General features: G+C 61.7%; 12 protein-coding genes. 6 read left to right on the top strand and 6 right to left on the bottom strand.

What is annotated here, in order from left to right:
- The first annotated feature begins 90 nt into the window (after positions 1-90).
- Positions 91-1,098, top strand: a complete 1,008-nt coding sequence (locus ACGHIZ_RS08715) for a glycosyltransferase family 2 protein (protein ID WP_390447545.1) — start codon at positions 91-93, stop codon at positions 1,096-1,098.
- A gap of 132 nt (positions 1,099-1,230) precedes the next feature.
- The gene (locus ACGHIZ_RS08710; protein WP_006235280.1) at positions 1,231-1,668 is read left to right on the top strand and encodes an arginine repressor; all 438 of its coding nucleotides are present in this window, start codon (positions 1,231-1,233) and stop codon (positions 1,666-1,668) included.
- A 184-nt stretch (positions 1,669-1,852) separates the two neighbouring features.
- Here ACGHIZ_RS08710 and ACGHIZ_RS08705 read toward each other — a convergent pair whose 3' ends face one another.
- Complete coding sequence (locus ACGHIZ_RS08705; protein ID WP_390447542.1) at positions 1,853-4,093, bottom strand: transglycosylase domain-containing protein; 2,241 nt, start codon at positions 4,091-4,093, stop codon at positions 1,853-1,855.
- Between the two features lie 162 nt (positions 4,094-4,255).
- Between ACGHIZ_RS08705 and ACGHIZ_RS08700 the strand changes: the two genes are divergently transcribed.
- The 4 genes from ACGHIZ_RS08700 to ACGHIZ_RS08685 all read left to right on the top strand — a co-directional run bounded on the left by ACGHIZ_RS08700 (position 4,256) and on the right by ACGHIZ_RS08685 (position 10,708).
- A complete protein-coding gene (locus ACGHIZ_RS08700) occupies positions 4,256-6,214 on the top strand; it encodes a U32 family peptidase (protein WP_390447539.1) in 1,959 nt (652 codons plus the stop codon).
- Between the two features lie 96 nt (positions 6,215-6,310).
- Positions 6,311-7,522, top strand: a complete 1,212-nt coding sequence (tyrS, locus tag ACGHIZ_RS08695) for a tyrosine--tRNA ligase (protein ID WP_117769435.1) — start codon at positions 6,311-6,313, stop codon at positions 7,520-7,522.
- A 364-nt stretch (positions 7,523-7,886) separates the two neighbouring features.
- A complete protein-coding gene (locus ACGHIZ_RS08690) occupies positions 7,887-9,707 on the top strand; it encodes an adenine deaminase (protein ID WP_368138208.1) in 1,821 nt (606 codons plus the stop codon).
- Positions 9,708-9,913: 206 nt separating this feature from the next.
- Positions 9,914-10,708 carry a Cof-type HAD-IIB family hydrolase gene (locus tag ACGHIZ_RS08685; protein ID WP_006235286.1) on the top strand — a complete coding sequence of 265 codons (795 nt, stop codon included), beginning with the start codon at positions 9,914-9,916 and terminating at the stop codon, positions 10,706-10,708.
- A 107-nt stretch (positions 10,709-10,815) separates the two neighbouring features.
- Here the strand turns inward: ACGHIZ_RS08685 and ACGHIZ_RS08680 are convergent, their stop codons facing one another.
- The 5 genes from ACGHIZ_RS08680 to ACGHIZ_RS08660 all read right to left on the bottom strand — a co-directional run bounded on the left by ACGHIZ_RS08680 (position 10,816) and on the right by ACGHIZ_RS08660 (position 14,902).
- A complete protein-coding gene (locus ACGHIZ_RS08680; RefSeq protein WP_390447535.1) occupies positions 10,816-11,658 on the bottom strand; it encodes a Cof-type HAD-IIB family hydrolase in 843 nt (280 codons plus the stop codon).
- A gap of 86 nt (positions 11,659-11,744) precedes the next feature.
- Complete coding sequence (locus tag ACGHIZ_RS08675; protein ID WP_349109846.1) at positions 11,745-13,163, bottom strand: citrate synthase; 1,419 nt, start codon at positions 13,161-13,163, stop codon at positions 11,745-11,747.
- 77 nt (positions 13,164-13,240) lie between these two features.
- Complete coding sequence (locus ACGHIZ_RS08670; RefSeq protein WP_006235289.1) at positions 13,241-13,528, bottom strand: ACT domain-containing protein; 288 nt, start codon at positions 13,526-13,528, stop codon at positions 13,241-13,243.
- A 396-nt stretch (positions 13,529-13,924) separates the two neighbouring features.
- Positions 13,925-14,620, bottom strand: a complete 696-nt coding sequence (locus ACGHIZ_RS08665) for a site-specific integrase (RefSeq protein WP_035137432.1) — start codon at positions 14,618-14,620, stop codon at positions 13,925-13,927.
- A 30-nt stretch (positions 14,621-14,650) separates the two neighbouring features.
- A complete protein-coding gene (locus ACGHIZ_RS08660) occupies positions 14,651-14,902 on the bottom strand; it encodes a helix-turn-helix transcriptional regulator (RefSeq protein WP_006235292.1) in 252 nt (83 codons plus the stop codon).
- Positions 14,903-14,904: the final 2 nt, after the last annotated feature.

The raw sequence follows: 14,904 nt of genomic DNA, 5'->3' as shown, positions 1-14,904 counted from the left end.
TGCCGGGGTGTACCATGAACCACGATTTGATTCATTGCTATCGAGAGGATGGAAAACTTGGTTCGACGTTGTTCGCATCCGCGACTTTCGGTGATCCTTGTGGTAGAAGGTTCGCCCAGCTATGCGATGCGTGCGCTCGAGAGTATCCAGAACCAAGACCTCTATGATTTGCAGATTGTCGTTGTCTGCCGCGATGCTGTGCCCGGTGTGCGCCATTCGCTTCAAGTTGCTGCCGACAGGGACATCCATATTGATTTGATTGACGTCGAGGACGCGAAGCGCGGCGCTTGTCTTCGTGCCGGTTTTGATGCCTCGCGCGGCTCTCAAATCATCGCCATGAACGCCGATGAGTGGTTTGCTCCGCAGGCCCTTTCCAAGATGGTCGATATCGCGTGCGATACTGCGGCAGACATTGTGCTCCCCTCGGTGTCGCTCGATCGATACGATGCGCATCGCGAGCGTCATTCGCGCGTCTTGGATGCTGCCTCTATTGCCATAGAAGACGAGTCTTCTATGGTGACTGGGCTGCCCCAGTTGATTTTAGGCGGCTTGGTTGCTCAAGTCTCTGGCGTGATGTACAGCCGTTCACTGTTTGAGGCATGTCTTTTGTGCGATAAGACGTTTCGCACGGTTGGGTTTATGGCGTGCGCGCTCTCGCAGGCACAGCGCGTCTCCGGATGCGGCGACGCTTGTTTCCACGCGGCGGCGCCTAAGCTTACAGATGCCTTTGATCCCACCATGTATGCCAAGGTATCCGATGACGCCCGGGCGCTCGACGAGCTTGCGGACTCACTCTCGGAAGCAGATAGCGGTGGTCGGCTCAAGCTGGCAAGCCAAAAGTTCTACTTTGCCGGACTGGTCGCCTGCATCGAGAATTTGTGTCTGAGCCCGCATGGAGTGTCGTCAATCGAGCGTTCCGCCCGCATGCGTGATATGCTCGAGGCGCCTCGAACCCGTCAGATGGTCGCCGCGCTCAAGGATAACCATCGGGGACTCGGTCTGTTGTTTGGGCCGATCGCCAGCGCCAAGCCCGCGCGCTGCGTGATGTGTACGCATCTGGCAGCTTTTCTTAACCGGACGGGCGCAAAAACCGCCTAAACGGCTCATTACGAAACAAACTTGCATAGAATTGTTTCGAAATGCGTTCTTATACACAAAAGCCTTCAAATAGCGTTAAACTATTCAATCACTGATTGATTGTCTCCGCCATCTTTTGGAGAGAGGGTTTGTATGGCTAAAAAACGCAATGGGCGCCAGGATGCCATTAGAGATATTGTGCGCAATAAGGATGTCCGCACGCAGCGCGTGCTGGTCGATGAGCTCCGTGCTATGGGCTTTGATTGCACGCAGGCGACTGTCTCTCGCGATATTGCCGATATGGGGCTGCGTAAGCTCCCTGAGGGCATCTATGTTCTGGCAGAGGACCTGCACCTGCAGCGTATGGTTTCCGAGCTCGTAACGGGCGTTCTGCGTACCGATAATCTGGTTATGATCAAGGCTCAGCCTGGCACGGCTTCCGGCATCGCCGCCGCCGTTGATGCGGCAGAGTTGCCCGATGTGCTTGGCTCGCTTGCCGGCAACGATACGATTTTGGTTATTGCCCAGACGGCCGAGGACGGCGAGCGCCTCGAGGCGCTGATCAATAAGCTGAGCAATTCTCGCAAGTAGGTGTGCGGGCCGTGCGCTCGGCATTGCGTGCGCTGACATAGTGGCTTGTAAGGGGCATCGACGTTGGTCGGTACCCCTTTTTGTTTGCCGGTATAAAGACCGCCCACCAGGTCGCTTCAAACTAAAAGGCCCCGAGCAGTTCAATAAGCTGCTCGGGGCCTTGTTGGCTTTAGTCGCGTACTTCTTAGCCGACCGTATCGTCAGGCGTGGGCGAGGGGTCGGGAGTGGGCGTAGGCGTAGGCGTGCCGCCATCGCCGCCGGTCGAGCCACCAGTGGAGCCGCCCGTCGAGCCACCAGTGGAGCCGCCCGTCGAGCCACCAGTGGAGCCGCCCGTCGAGCCACCGGTCGTACCGGTGCCGCCGGTGGTGTCGCCGCCCGTGGTCTCGGTGGTCGTGGTCGTCGTGGTAGTTGTTGTGGTGGTTTCCTCTTCCTCTTCGTCCTCGTCCTTGTCGTCGTTCTCCGACTTCTTGGTGTTGTTGGTGCCGTAGAACTTCCAGACGCTGTTGTTCTTGTAGGTGGGCGCCGTTCCGGTCGCAAACTCCTCGCGCTCGGTACCGGTCAGAACGGTGTTCATAAACCGCTTAAAGACAGGCAGGTTGGTGCTGTCGCCCAGCAGGTCCGTGCCGTACTTTTGGATGGGGATCTCGCCCGCGGAATAGCCGGTCCACAGGGCGCACGCCAGCTGCGGGGTATAGCCGCAGAACCAAAGGTTGGTGGTGTTGTCGGTGGTGCCCGTCTTGCCGGCATAGGGCTGGTTGACACTCAGGGCGCCGGCAGCACCCGTACCGCTGCCCTTCATGACGCCGGACAGAACATCGGTGACCGCGGCGGCCTCGCCCTCGGTAAGCACCTGTGAGGGATTGTCGGTGTGCTGGTACAGCACCGAACCGGTACGAGAATCAATCTCGGTGATGGCGATCGGCTGGCGATAGTAGCCGCCGTTGGCAAACGTCGCGTAGGCGGCGGCCATCTCGAGTGGCGAGATCGAGCCGGTGCCGAGCGTCATGACGGGAACGTCCTCGATGTTGTCCTTGGCGGGGTCGATGCCGAGCTTTTTGACGAGCGAGATGATCTTGCTGTTGCCGACGGCTTCCGCCACCTGGATGTAGCCGGTGTTGGAGGAGTATGCCGTCGCCTGCTTAAGCGTGATGTTGCCGTAGCTCTGGTTGGCGTAATTTTGGACCTCGGTCGTGGTGCCCTTGGCCTTGAGCGGCGAGTTGCAGTTGAGGGTGACGTTGGGGTTCATGCCGTTTTGGATGGCAGTTGCCAGCGTAAAGGCCTTAAAGGTGGAGCCGACGGGACGCTTGGCCGTGGCATGGTTTACGTGGTTCTCGTCGGCGTTGTAGTCGTAGCCGCCCACCATGCACTTGATGTAGCCGGTCTTGGGGTCGACGACGACCATGCCCATGTCCAGGCCGTCAAGCGAGAGCGTGTCGAGCTGCTCGCGGACGGCATTCTCTGCCACCTGCTGCATCGTGGGGTCGATGGTGGTCTTGACGGTCAGGCCGCCCTTAAAGAGCACGTCGGTCGAGAACTCCTGCTCCAGCAGCTGCTTGACGTAGGAGACAAAGTAGGGCTGCGAGTATACGTCGACGCCGCTGCCCGAGATTTCGGTCACATTGAGGGTGATGGGCTCGGCCTGTGCGGCATCGTGCTCCTCCTGGGTGATGTGGCCCAGGCGCAGCATGTTGTCGAGAACCTTGTTGCGGCGAGACAGTGCCAGATCGGGATTGACCGTGGGGTCGTACTGCGAAGGCGAGTTGGGAAGGCCGATGAGTAGCGCGGCCTCGCTCAGGGTGAGGTCGGCGGCGCTCTTGGACAGATAGGTCTCGGCTGCGGCCTCGATGCCGTAGGCGCCGTGGCCGTAATAGATGGTGTTGAGGTACATCATGAGGATCTCGTCTTTGGAGTACATGTCCTCCATCTTGATGGCGATGTAGGCCTCGCGCACCTTACGCTCAATGGTCGAGTCGAATTGCTCCTCCTGCAGGATGGTGTTGCGCACAAGCTGCTGGGTGATCGTCGAGGCGCCTTCGTGCCCGCCGCCGAGGGTTGCCACCGCAGCACGCGCGATACCCCACAGGTCGATACCGCCGTGCTCGTAGAAGCGCTCGTCCTCGACGTCAACGGTGCCCTGCAGCACGTAGGGGGAGACCTCGTCCTTGGTGATGGACTTGCGGTTTTGCGTGTAGAAGCTCGCGATCTTGTTGCCGTTACAGTCGACGATCTCGGTGGGCTCGCTCACCAGATACGCGTTGGCGTCGGTGTAGTCGGGCAGATCGGACAGCCAGCGGTTGACGTTACCGACCATGCCGATGCCAAACGCCACGCCCGCAATCAGCAGAAAGCCCAAAAACGAGAGCAGGATTATGGGCAGGGCGTGCGTCTTTGAACGGCTGTGTCCCTGTCGTTGGCGAGGACCCATATATTGACCTCCAGGTATGTCGTGCCAGACGGTGGATGTGCCGTCGGGGCAGGATGGACATAAGTTATTACACGATAAACCAAACGGGGCGCGCGAGGCCTCGTGTATGCTGGAAGACGGCATTTTTCAGAGTGAATGCATACCTTGGTAAGGAGTTTGTCGATGGCGATTCGGACGATGGGGCCGAGCGGACAATACGAGACTGGATTGGATGTTGTCAGTGCGGCGCTGCCCGAGCTGCTGGCGCCGGCGGGCGGACTCGACCAGATGCTTGCGGCTATCGCCGCGGGTGCCGATGCCATCTATGCGGGGTTGGGCGGCTTTAACGCCCGTGTGAGCGCCCATGGCTTTACGGATAACGAGTTTGCGCGCGGCTGCGCCGTGGCGCATGCCCATGGCGTGCATGTGTACGTAACGCTCAACGTGTTCGTGTTTGACGATGAGTTGTCCGACGCGGTGGCGTTGGGAGCTCATGCACTGGAGCTGGGCGCCGATGCTCTGATTGTCGCCGATGCCGGGTTGGCCTGCGCGCTGCGCGCGGCGATTCCCGGGGTCGAGATTCACCTGTCCACGCAGGCGGGCGCTCATAGCGAGGGTGCCGTGCGGCTTGCCGCCGATGAACTGGGGGTCGAGCGCGTGACGACGGCACGCGAGCTGACGGTCGACGAGATTGCGGCGCTCTGTGCCACGGGCGTGCCCATCGAGGTATTCTGCCACGGTGCGATTTGCATCGGCTATTCGGGGGCGTGCGAGTTCTCGGCCCTGCGGCGTGGGCGCTCGGCGATGCGCGGCGACTGCACGCAGCCGTGCCGTCTGGCGTACGACCTAGTGGACGAGGCGGGGCAGAGTGTTGTTGCCGTCGAGGGAGACCGCCTGCTTTGTCCGCGTGACTATCTGGGTATCGCGCACCTGCCCGAGCTTGTTGCCGCCGGCGTGGCATCGCTCAAGATCGAGGGACGCATGAAGAATCCCGATTACGTATTCAACGTGGTGAGGGTGTGGCGTCGGGCACTCGATATGCTGTGCGACGGCGCGTGGGACTCCGGTGCCGTGGAAGAGCTTGAACGCGAGCTGGGAAGGTCGTTTAACCGTGGGTTTACCGATGCTTACCTGCGGGGTCGTTCGGGTGCCGAGCTCATGAGCTTTGAGCGCGCGATCAACCAGGGCGTGCGCGTGGGGCGCTTGGTCGCTGTGGGCCACGAAGAGGTGACCGTTGAGCTCGATGCCGCCGTGGCGGCGGGTGACACGCTCGAGATTCGGTTCTATCCGGGTGTCGACGCGCGTCCCGATGTGCCCAAGCGCTGGCCGCAGGTGCCCTGCCCGGTGGATGCCGCAGCGGGGAAGCGCGTCGTCGTGCATTGCAAGCGTAAGGTGGACGCGGGCTGCGAGGTGTACCTGATTCGCAGCGCCGGCGTATTGGATCAGACGGCGGCGGTGTTGGAGCGTATGCGGGCCGAGGCGGATTCGATTGCGCCCGTTTCGCATGCCGTTGAGGTGCTGCCCTTTGAGGGCGTTGCGGTGGATGGCGGTGCGTCGACGGAGTTGGTGGAGTGCGCGGTTCCCACTCGCATGGTTTTTGCTTGGCAGCTGATGGATGCCGACCCGCGCGGAGAACTCGATTTGTCCGACGCCGTTGTGGTGCTTGACGAGGTGTGCCGCGCGAGTGACGCTGACTGGACCCGCTCACTGATGCAGCGTGCCGGGCGCGTCGTCTGCCGCAACCTGGGACAGGTGGTGATCGCTCGCGAGCTGGGCGTGACTTTTGACGTGGCGGCGCCGGTGTTCTGCGCGAATCGGGCCACGCTTACCTGGCTGCGCGGACTCGGTGCGGGGCGGGTGTACTTGCCGGCGGAGTTGCTCGGCAATGATGCGGAGCGTATTGCCGAACTGGCTGCTGAACCCGGCGTCTTGGGTCCGGTCGACGCCGACCGTCCCGAGCTTATGGTGTGCGAGCACTGCCTGCTGACCGCCGAGGGCGTCTGCGCCACCGATGCGACGGGACAGGTTCGTTGCCGCGACTGCTTGCGTCGTCGGCAGGCACGCTATCTGGTCGAGCGTGACGGTACACGTCTGCCAGTTGCCATCGACGCATGCGGCAGGACGAGGATTTTCCTGTCGTAGGTGCTGCGTCGCGTCAGTTTGTTATCATATGAGAGTTTATGGACTTCCAGCACCGCCGTTTTCGGCGAGGGTGCTATAGCAAAAGGAGGATACCCAATGCTGTCTGTTGACGAGCAAATGCGTATCATCACCTCGGGCGCTGCGAAGATCGTCCCCGAGGCCGACCTTCGCAAGAAGCTTGAGAAGGGCGAGCCCCTCAACATCAAGCTCGGCGTCGATCCCACCAGCCCCGACCTGCACCTGGGCCACGCCGTGCCGCTGCGCAAGATGCGTCAGTTCCAGGACCTGGGCCACAACGTCACCCTCATCATCGGCAACGGTACCGCACTGATCGGCGACCCCTCGGGCAAGAATTCCACCCGCCCGCAGCTTTCGCAGGAGCAGATCGAGGCTAACGCCGAGACCTACGTGAGCCAGGCCATGAAGATCCTGGACCCCGAGAAGACCACCATCGTGCACAACGGCGACTGGATCTTGTCGATGGATCTGGCCGGTCTGCTGCAGGTGTGCTCCAAGTTCACCGTCGCCCGCATTCTTGAGCGCGATGACTTTACCAAGCGCTACCAGTCCCAGACGCCGATCGCCCTGCACGAGTTCCTGTATCCCGTGATGCAGGCATACGATTCGGTCATGATTAAGGCTGACGTGGAGATGGGCGGCACCGACCAGCTCTTTAACCTGCTCGCTGGTCGTGAGCTCATGGAGAAGATGGGCATGGAGCCCCAGATCGCGCTCACCATGCCGCTGCTCGAGGGCACCGACGGCGTGCGCAAGATGTCCAAGTCATACGGCAACTACATCGGCCTGACCGACGCGCCCAAGGACATGTTCGGCAAGACCATGTCCATCCCCGACGAGATGATCGGCAAGTACTATCGTCTGGCCAGCTCGCTCACCCCGGCCGAGGTCGACAAGATCGACGCCGCCCTGGCCGACGGCTCTGCCGATCCCTATGAGCTCAAGCGCGCTCTGGGTCGCGACCTGTGCGACACCTACCACGGCGCCGGTGCCGGCGACGAGGCTCAGGCCGAGTTCGACCGCGTGTTCAAGGAGGGCCAGCTCGCCGACTTCCCCGAGAAGCACGTTGAGCTGACTGTTAACGACGAGGGCCAGATCTACCTCGCCGGCCTGCTCAAGGACTTGGGTCTTTCGGCGAGCGCCGGCCAGGCTCGGCGCGATATCGACGGCGGCGGCGTCAAAATCAACGGCAAGGCCGTGGCTCCCAAGAGCTATAACATCGATCCCAGCGCCCTCAAGCTGGGTGACACCCTCTCCGTGGGCAAGCGCAAGGGCTTCAAGTTGATTTAGTTCCGCCGTTCTACCGAACGGCGGACCGGCCGACGCTGCGCGGGCCGCATTTGGACAATCTGACGTTCAACTTCAAGGGCGCGACCAGAAGGTCAGCGCCTTTTCGTTTCACGTCACCTTGTCTCAAATGCGACTCGCTCGCTGGCGATGCCAAAACATCGGCGTTTTTGTTGTCGGGACGGCAGTTAGTAGTCGTCGAGTAGTCATTGGTGCTCAGCGGCAGTCCCCATTGCACCAAGTGGCGTGTGCCGTTAAGCGGAGAGGCGTATTGTTGACCCATCGTTTGGGCATACAATGGCTATGAGCATGCTGCGGTGAAGGCTTGTCCGCTCCGCAGCTTTTTTCTACGGTTAAAGGAGTATGTATGTCCGTTGAGGTCATGAGGACTGTGATCGAGGCCGCCGAGGGCCGCGTGCCCGTCGACACGCTGTTTACCAATGCACAGATCGTCGACGTGTATGGCCAGCGCGTGGCGCCCGGTAGCGTTGCCGTCAAGGACGGTGTGATCGTCGGCGTGCTCTACGATGGTCGCGACGATGCCGCTGGCACCTATGAGGCAACTGAGGTCATCGACTGCCAGGGTCGCTATCTCGCTCCCGGTTTTATTGACGGGCATCTGCATATCGAGTCTTCGAACATCCGTCCCGCCGAGTATGCTCGCATGGCCGCGACGCGCGGTACTACCACCGCCATTGCCGACAGCCACGAGATTGCTAATGTGGCGGGCCTGGACGGCCTGCGCTTTATGATTGAGGACGGCCGCCGCGCACCCATCTCCATCAAATACATGATGCCTTCGTGCGTGCCCGCGCTGCCCGACGAGCAGGCCGGTGCCGTTATTTCTGCTGCCGATATGCAGGCGTTTTTTGCCGAGCATCCAGGCGATGTCTTTGGTCTGGGCGAAATGATGAACCTGCCGGGCGTCTTTATGGCCGACCCCGAGACTTGCGCTCGCATCGATGCTGCCAACCAGACGCCGTCCAAGCAGGTTGACGGCCACGCGCCGCTCGTTGCCGGCAAGGACCTCAACGCCTATGCCGCGGCGGGTATTATCGCCGACCACGAGTCGACGATTCCCGAGGAGGCGCTCGATAAACTGTCCCGCGGCATGTATGTGATGCTGCGTGAGGGCACGTGCAGCCACGATCTGGCCAATTTGTCCCCGATGCTGCTGGAAAACCCCGCCCGCGCCCGCCGCTGCTGCTTTGCGACCGACGACCGCGCTCCCTCCGACGCGCTTTCGACCGGCATGATCGACAACGCCTGCCGCGTGGCCATCGAGGCCGGCGTCGACCCGGTGGTCGCCATCTCTATGGCGTCCCTTTCCACGGCTGAGGCGTTTGGGCTAGATCACGGCTGCCGCGACCCGCACGAGCTACGCGGTGCAATCGCCCCGGGCAAGCGCGCCGACCTGCTGCTGCTCGATGACCTGACGTTTGCCAAGGCTCCGCATCGTGTTTATGCCGCCGGTGCCCTGGTGGCGCAGGATGGCACCTTTGTGGGCGAGGTCGCACCCGAGACGGCCGAGGTCGCAGCGCTTGCCGATGAGCTGCGTGCTTCCGTTAAGCTGCCGAAGCTTTCGCTTGACGTGTTCGATTATGCCTTTAAGCCGGGCGAGGCCGTTATCGATGTTATCCCGGGTATGGCTATCACGGGTATGGCCCGCCCCGAGAGCGCCGAGGACTTGCGCCGCATTATGCTGATTGAGCGCCATGGCCGCGGCGTGTCGCTGCAGGCCGAGGGCGCCGATGGCGACGGCCCCGCTGGCCTGGGCCTGGTCGGCAAGCATATCGGTCGCGGCTGGGTGCGCGGTTTCACCATCACGGGTGGCGCCATTGCCTCCACGATCGGCCACGACTCACACAACGTGTGCGTGGTGGGCGACAATGCGGCGGATATGATGGCTGCCGTTGAGGCCGTGGGCCAGGGCGGTCACGTACTGGTGCGCAACGGCGAGGTCGTGGCGCGCATTCCGCTGGCGCTCGGTGGTCTTATGAGCGAAGGCACGGCAGAGGACGTTGCCGCACAGCACGACGACTTTATGGTCAAGGCGCGCGCCATGGGTATTGAGCCGCCGCTCGACCCCATCATGGGCATCATCTTCCTGCCCCTGCCGGTCATCCCGACGCTCCGCATTCGCCCCGAGGGCATGTTCGACGTTACAACCTTCACCTTCGCCGACTAGTCATCGGGGACGTTCTTAAACGACTAGTCGTTGGGGACATTCTTTGGCGGGCCGCCTGACGTCGCGACCGTGGGGCCTCTGGCATGTGTGAGCTATTTGCCAGGTCCTTGTAACGTTTACGCCCGCGGAGTCTTATTTGAGCTCCCTTTGGGTACGTTGGAATCGGATACACGTTCGATTCCAACAAGCCCGAAGGGAGCTTTTCTATGTTTAAACTGATTGCATCCGATATGGACGGCACACTGCTTGACGAAAACGGCCAGGTGCCTCCCGAGACCTATGAACTGATTCTGGCGCTACACGAGCATGGTGTGCATTTCGCTGCATCGTCAGGTCGTCGCTACGATCGCCTGTGCGAGTTCTTTGCGCCCGTTCGCGACAAGATGGACTTTGTCGCCGCTAACGGCGCTCAGGTCTACGCCGACGGTAAGATGGTAGACCGTGAGGTGTATTCCCACCTGGCGATTCGAAGGCTCGCCCAAGCCGTCAGGACGTTTCCCAATCTGCATCTTGCGCTCTTTGACCGAACCAAGTCCTTCCTGCTCGATGACGAGTGCAAGTTCGTGCGTGAGGTCGATAAGGACCTTCCCAATGCCGAGCGCATTTGGGAGCTGCCCGATCCCAGCGTAAATATCATCAAAGCGAGTATCTTTTGCGACGACAGTGCGGTTATGGACAGCGCGTACGTGCTACAGCGCGAACTTGGTCAGCTCTTTACTTTTGCGCCTTCGGGCAACGCGTGGATCGATGCCATGCAGCCTGGTGTGTCGAAGGCCTCGGGTATCGCGCAGCTCGCGGAGCATTACGGCATTGGACGCGACGAGGTCATGGCGTTTGGCGACTCGATGAACGACTACGAGATCATTCGCTTTGTCGGCACGGGCTGCGCGATGGAAAACGCGCGCCCCGCGCTCAAGGCGGTGGCCGATCGTGTGGTGGGTTGTAACCGCGACCACGCCGTCCAGCAGGAGCTCCGTCGCGTGCTGGAGAGTCTCTCCTAATCCGGCAGATGGGGACGTTCCTTTTCTGCCGACAGTGGGGGACAGTCCTTGCGGCTTTTTGCGAAGAGTGTCCCCAGTGACTAGTCGTTTAAGAACGTCCCCAATGACTAGGCAAGGGCGGCCATGATGGTGCGGGCGACGCCGTCGTGGTCGTTGTCGTATTCGGTAATGGCGTCGGCGGCCTTGCGATCTTCGGGCTCGGCGTTGATCATGGCCATGCCATGGCCCGCTGCCTGCAGCATGGGGATGTCGTTGATGTTGTCGCCGAACGCCCAGGCGTCGGCGAGACGCTCGCCCAGGTGCTCGCATAGCCACGTGAGGGCCGTTCCCTTGGTGGCGCCCTCACCCATGACCTCGATATTCATGGCGTACGAACGCGTGACCTCAATGCCTCCGAGCGTGTCGAGCGCCGCCGCGATGGCGTCGCGATCGGCCGGGTCGTGCCAGTACATGGCGATACGTTCGGGCGTCTCGACCTCGTCGATCTTGCTGTCGATATCCATGTCGATCGGTGTTCGTGTGCGCTTGAGCGAAGCCGCGATGTGGGGGTCACCGCCGCAGAACTCATCCAGGCGCCCGTAAAGCGAGCGGGGGAGGAAGCACTGTCCATCCGCGAAGATATCGAAGGTCACATCGTGGCCGGCGGCAATGCGATGGATGCGGTGGGCAATGCCGCAATCGAGCGGACGGCTCAAGATGCACGTGGCGCGCGAGGCGTCGGTGGGCGTATCCTCGTCGAGCTGCCAGACGCTGGCGCCGTTGGCACAGACCGCGTAGTGCACGGCGGGATGGGCGAGAATGGGCTCAAAGATGCCCGACAGCGGACGTCCCGTGCAGGGCACAAATTCAATCCCGCGTCGAGCGAGCTCGTCGAGCATCGCCCAGGTGGCATCGCTCATCTGCTTATCGCTCGTCAACAGCGTTCCATCCATATCGGAAAACACAATCATTTGATGCAGCCCTTTCTGCTGGCATAAAAAGCGTGGCCGAGGGCTTGGGTCCCTGGCCACGCTCGAGTTCTATAACGGTCCGCGTCCTAGCGGTCGGCGAGTGGCTTGTACTCCAGCGGCTCGATCACCGGACGATAGGCCGGGCGAATAATACGGTGCGCGCAGAAGAGCTCTTCCATGCGGTGTGCCGACCAGCCGGCCATGCGGGCGACGGCGAATAGCGGCGTAAAGAGCGTCTCGGGCACGCCGAGCATCTTGTAGATAAAGCCCGTGTACAGGTCGATGTTGGCGCAGATGGGCTTGGTCATGCCGTGGTCGCGCATCACCTGCGGTGCCAGGCGCTCGATGCGCTCGATGAGTGCGAACTCTTCGCCCAAGTCCTTCTTGGCTGCCAGTGAGCGCGCGTAACGGCGGCAGACCTCGGCGCGCGGGTCGCTGAGCGTATAGACGGCGTGGCCCATGCCGTAGATGAGGCCCGTGCCGTCGAAGGCCTGCTTGTCGAGGATCTTGCCCAGGTAGGCCGCGACCTCGTCCTCGTCCTCCCAGTTGGAGACATGCGCGCGGATGTCCTCGTGCATAGACACGACCTTGGCATTGGCGCCGCCGTGGCGCGGGCCCTTGAGCGAGCCGATAGCCGCGGCGTAGGCGGAATACGGGTCGGTGGCCGAAGACGACAGCACGCGGCAAGCGAAGGTGGAGTTGTTGCCGCCGCCGTGCTCGGCATGCAGCATGAGCATAACGTCGAGCAGCATCGCCTCATCGCGGGTGAACGCCATGCCGCCGCGCAGGACCTGTAGGATGGTCTCGGCGGTGGAGAGACCGGGCGTAGGGTGCGGCACGTGAACCTCGGAGCCGCGAAGCTTGGCGACCGAGGCCATGTGTGCGAAGGCGGCGATGCGCGGGAGACGTGCGAGCATGGAAATGGCGACGTCGATTTCGTGCTCAGGCGTGATCACGTCTGGTTCGGCATCGAAGGCGTAGAGCAGCAGTACGGCGCGCTGGAGCACGTTCATGATGCTCGACGACACCGTGGTCATAGGGAACTCTTTAACGTACTCGTCGCTCAGATGTCTAAAGGCACCTAGGCGCTCGCAGAAGCCGTCGAGCTCTTCCTTGTTGGGCAGCGAACCCGTGATAAGCAGATAGGCGACTTCTTCGTAGCCGTAGCGATTCTCGGCCTGGGCATTGTTGACCAGATCCTCGATGCTGTAGCCGCGAAGCGTGAGCTTGCCCTGATCGGGCACGACCTTTCCGTCGACCTTGTTGTAGCCGTGCACATCCGAGATACGAGTGAGGCCCGCGACCACGCCCGAGCCGTCGGCATTGCGCAGGCCGCGCTTGACATTGTGCTCGACAAACAGGTCCTCGTCATAAGGGTCGGTCGGCAGGCCGTGGTAGAGGCTTTCGCTCTCAGACGAAATCTGGCGGCTTGCTTCGTAATCCAGAACCAGTCGGCTCAAGTGGTCATCGAAGCGGTAATAGATTTTCTTGGCGTCGTAGGCCATGCGCGCTCCTCTCCGGGCCGCATCGGGGTGGCTTGCATGGGCATGCGCGCGTCAGGCTATCCCCAGCGGCTTGCTCGCTACAGGCGGTACATAAAGTTAAAGACGTCCTCGCGCTGGATGGACACGTTGACGCCCGAAAGCTCGCCGGCCTCGGCCAGGGCCTTCTGCAGCTCAGCGAAGTCGAGCTTGGACTCGGCGGTATCGGCCAGCATGGTCATGGTGAAGATGTCCTCGATAATGGACTGCGTGATGTCGCGGATGTCGACGTTGGCCTCGCCCAGGACGCGGGTGACGCCGGCGACGATGCCGGGGCGGTTCTTGCCAAGGACGGTGATGACGATACGGGAGGACGAGATCTCGGCCATGGGAAACCCTTTCGCGTGATTGCGGCGCGCGCGGGGCGCTCCGCTACGGTACAGTGTTCATCATTGTACCTGTCTGGCGCAAAAAAGGCGCGCTCGCTGCGGCGTTACATGCCTGCAACATGAGCGTAAGGGGGAAGGCCGTACGGGGAAGAGCCGTCTGGCGCGTGTCCGGCTCGTGTTGGGTTGATTTCCGATCTCAGCCGAACACATTGAGCGGACAGGCCGTTCCCGCAGTCAGCCGAACGCCTCCGACGGCTGATTCCGAACTGGAAGCGGAGGGCATCCCCGCCCTTCGGTAGGGGATACCGCTCCGCGGCGCATGCCGCGGGCGGCGCCCCTATCGGACCACCGTGACCTCAGTTGGGATGGGCCCAGCACTGCCGCGTACTCGGTGAGCTAGAGCCAACTGTTCGTCTTCACGTCGCGTATGGCGATATTTCGGTCGTCCGGCTCGGTGATGCCGTAGCCGAACGCCTGGAGCGTCTCGATGGACTCCTGGATCCTCTGTTGGAACATGGGACCCGGATCGACCCTCGGCCCGAGGTGCCCGCGCCAAAGGCACGGCGTGGCGCGCAGCATGTTATGGATTTTGGAGATGGGCTCGATGTCGGCGTAGACGTTGAGCGTCGCCATGGCGTCCTTGTGGCCGAGGATCGATTGGAGCGCCTTGATATCGCCGCCTTGGCGGATCCACTGCGTTGCGAACGTGTGGCGAAGGCCGTGGAACGTGATCAGCTCGTCGTTGGTGCCCATGAGGCCGTTGGTCTCCGAGAACGTCTTGAACGCCCTGCGGATATAGCTTGTCGTCGCGAAGGTCGCGCCCGGCTCCGACAGGATGTAGCAGTCCCCGATCTCGACCGCCCCGGTAAGGCCGCGCAAGCGCAGCTTTCCGCAGTCGATCTCGTGGGTCTCCTTCAGGAAGGGGAGTAGGCCGACCGGGTCGATGGGGATACCCCTGGCGTCATGGGTCTTGGTGTCCTTGATGAACGAACCCATTCCCTTCGCGTACGCCACCGAGTGTCTGATCGAGATCAGGCCCGTCTCGAAATCCACATCGCACCACCGAAGGCCGCAGACCTCGCCGATTCGCATCCCCGTGTGCAGGGCGAGTACGACCGCCCTCTAATCCTCGGCGGACCAATCGAGTCCGAACTCCTTTCGGGCATCCTCTTCGCTCATGACTTCGAGAAGGTCTCCGGGTTGGCAACGAAGGGCGAGGCATAGCTGCTCGAGTGTGTTGAAGCGAATGCCGCGAATATGCCCTTTTTTAATACGGGACAGGTTCACGGGCGTGGTTCCAATCCTTTCGGCAAGTTCGTTCGAGGAAATCTTTCGCTCGGCCATGATCTTGTCGAGGCGAACAATTACGGGCATGG

It is taken from the genome of Collinsella sp. i05-0019-G5, assembly GCF_042851345.1.
In the GTDB taxonomy this organism is placed as follows: Bacteria; Actinomycetota; Coriobacteriia; order Coriobacteriales; family Coriobacteriaceae; genus Collinsella.
Note: the sequence above shows the minus strand (reverse complement) of the source record. Positions and strands in the feature narration are given on the sequence as shown.

What these genes read in the sequence shown, in the direction of transcription:
- ACGHIZ_RS08675 (WP_349109846.1), bottom strand. Translation starts at nt 13,163, where the DNA reads ATGGCCTACGACGCCAAGAAAATCTATTACCGCTTCGATGACCACTTG.
- tyrS (WP_117769435.1), top strand. Translation starts at nt 6,311, where the DNA reads ATGCTGTCTGTTGACGAGCAAATGCGTATCATCACCTCGGGCGCTGCG.
- ACGHIZ_RS08710 (WP_006235280.1), top strand. Translation starts at nt 1,231, where the DNA reads ATGGCTAAAAAACGCAATGGGCGCCAGGATGCCATTAGAGATATTGTG.
- ACGHIZ_RS08690 (WP_368138208.1), top strand. Translation starts at nt 7,887, where the DNA reads ATGTCCGTTGAGGTCATGAGGACTGTGATCGAGGCCGCCGAGGGCCGC.
- ACGHIZ_RS08680 (WP_390447535.1), bottom strand. Translation starts at nt 11,658, where the DNA reads ATGATTGTGTTTTCCGATATGGATGGAACGCTGTTGACGAGCGATAAG.
- ACGHIZ_RS08670 (WP_006235289.1), bottom strand. Translation starts at nt 13,528, where the DNA reads ATGGCCGAGATCTCGTCCTCCCGTATCGTCATCACCGTCCTTGGCAAG.
- ACGHIZ_RS08685 (WP_006235286.1), top strand. Translation starts at nt 9,914, where the DNA reads ATGTTTAAACTGATTGCATCCGATATGGACGGCACACTGCTTGACGAA.
- ACGHIZ_RS08700 (WP_390447539.1), top strand. Translation starts at nt 4,256, where the DNA reads ATGGCGATTCGGACGATGGGGCCGAGCGGACAATACGAGACTGGATTG.
- ACGHIZ_RS08705 (WP_390447542.1), bottom strand. Translation starts at nt 4,093, where the DNA reads ATGGGTCCTCGCCAACGACAGGGACACAGCCGTTCAAAGACGCACGCC.
- ACGHIZ_RS08665 (WP_035137432.1), bottom strand. Translation starts at nt 14,620, where the DNA reads ATGCGAATCGGCGAGGTCTGCGGCCTTCGGTGGTGCGATGTGGATTTC.
- ACGHIZ_RS08660 (WP_006235292.1), bottom strand. Translation starts at nt 14,902, where the DNA reads ATGCCCGTAATTGTTCGCCTCGACAAGATCATGGCCGAGCGAAAGATT.